Raw genomic sequence first — 2,231 nt, forward strand, 5'->3', positions numbered from 1 at the left:
GGCCATTCCCGCCCGGCCCGGCGCCGCGGCGGATTGTCTTGCAGGTTGGCGTTCCGGGCCGTGCATCGTCGGATCCTTCAACGGCGCGGGTGCGTCAGGCCCGCGCCCGGGCGACGGGCGCCATCTCTTCGGAGTGGTCCGGAAAACACAGCATCTCGGCGTAGTCGCCGATCGGGCGCGGCTTGCCGAACAGGTAGCCCTGCATCTCCCCGCACGCCTCGTCGGCCAGGAACCGCCTCTGCGCGGGCGTCTCGACGCCCTCGGCGACGACCCCCATCCGGAGGCTCCGGCCGAGGCTCAGCACGGCGCGCACGATCACGGCCGCCTGCGGATCGACGCCGAGTTGCGCCACGAACGAGCGGTCGATCTTCATCTTGTCGAACGGGAAGGCCTGCAGGGTCGCCAGCGACGCGTAGCCGGTGCCGAAATCGTCCATGCTGATCCGGACGCCGAAGCTCTTCAGGCGCCGCAGGATGTTGATCGCCCGGGCCATGTCGTTGATGATCACGCTCTCGGTGACCTCCAATTCCAGCCGGTCGGGCGACAGGCCAGTCTGGGCCAGCACGGCCAGCACCGTCTCGGGCAGGTCCGGCTTCTGGAACTGCCGCGGCGACAGGTTCACCGCGACCTTGAGCGACGGCGCCCAGGTCGCGGCCTCGCGGCACGCCTCGCGCAGCACCCAGTCGCCGAGCGCGATGATCAGCCCGGTCTCCTCGGCCAGGGGGACGAACACCCCGGGCGGGATCTGGCCGCGCACCGGATGGGTCCAGCGCACCAGCGCCTCGAAGCCCACCAGTACGCCCGTCGCGCCGTCGACCTGGGGCTGGTAGTGCAGGCTCAGCGCCTCGTCGGCCATCGCCTGCCGCAGGTCGCTCTCCAGCACCCGGCGCTCCTCCGCTTCCTCGTCCATGTCGGCCGCGAACACCCGGTAGGTGCCCCGGCCCTCGGCCTTGGCCCGATAGAGCGCGAGGTCGGCGCGCCGGTACAGGCATTCCGCGCTCACCCCGTGCTCCGGCGCCACCGCGATGCCGACGCTCAGGCCGACGCCGATCCGCTGCCCGCCCACCTGGAGCGGCGCCGCGAACAGGCCGGTCAGGCGCTCGGCGACCGTGACGGCTTCCTCGGGGCCGCCGGTGAGCAGGACGGCGAACTCGTCGCCGCCCAGGCGCGCCACGACGCCGTCCCCCACCGACGACCGCAACCGGTCCGCCACGCTGCGCAGCAGGTCGTCGCCGGCTTGGTGGCCGAGCGTGTCGTTCACGCCCTTGAAGCCGTCGAGGTCGAGGTAAAGGACCGAAGCGGTGCCGCCCCGGATTGCGATCTCGGTGAGGCACCCGTCGAGATGCTCCCGGAACAGGCCGCGGTTCGGCAGGCCGGTCAGGATGTCGTGCCGCGCCAGCCGTGCGACCTCGGCCTCCGCGGCCTTGCGCTGGGTGATGTCCGTGAAGGTCCGCACGAAGCCGCCGTCCGGCAGCGGCACGGTCCGGATCTCCAGCACCAGGCCGTTCGGGCGCACGCGCTCGTGGACATGCGCCTGCTCCGGACCGCCGCGCTCGATCCAGTCCCGGTACGACCGGTCGGTGCGGTTGTGCTCGCGGTGGCGCAGCTGATGGCGCAGGACGGCCTTGTAGCTCGGGGCCCCCAGCATCATCGCGCGCGGCAGGTCGAGGAGCGCCAGGGCGCGCTCGTTGCACACCTGAACCGTGCCGCGCCCGTCCACCCGGATCAGCCCCTGGTCCATGCTGTCCAGGGTCATGTCGAGCAGCAGGGTCTTCTCGCGCAGGGCGAGGCCCTGGCGGGCCAGCGCCGCGTTGATGGTGCGCAGGTGGTCCAGCATCAGCGCCAGCGCCGCGAAGGCCAGGATCACTGCCATCATCACGGCGATGCCGCCCGCCACCGCACCGCGGGCGAGGCCGAGATCCAGGGTCTCCTGCGCCGGGTCCGGGACCACGCGAGCCGCCGCCATGGCCAGGAAGTGCAGCCCGGCGATGGCCGCCGTCAGGATCGTGGCGGCGGCCATCCGGGTCCGGCCGTCGCCGCCGCGTCCATGGACCATCAGGGCCGCGCCGGAGAGGCCGCAGCCGATCGTCGCCGCCACGACGGCCAGGGTCGGATCCCAGTCGAAATGTCCGGGCAGCACCACGCCGGCGATGCCCAGGAAGTGCATGCAGGCGATGCCGCCGCCCAGGACCAGGCCGGCGACGGCCCCGGCCCAGGGCGCGCCCTGGTGC

General features: G+C 72.7%; 1 protein-coding gene. It reads right to left on the reverse strand.

What is annotated here, in order from left to right:
- Window positions 1–94: 94 nt before the first annotated feature.
- The coding region (locus tag FV228_RS27300; RefSeq protein WP_147857378.1) for an EAL domain-containing protein at window positions 95–2,231 on the reverse strand (2,137 nt) is incomplete at its 5' end.

Origin of the sequence: Methylobacterium sp. WL18 (assembly GCF_008040015.1) — a bacterium.
GTDB lineage: Bacteria > Pseudomonadota > Alphaproteobacteria > Rhizobiales > Beijerinckiaceae > Methylobacterium > Methylobacterium mesophilicum.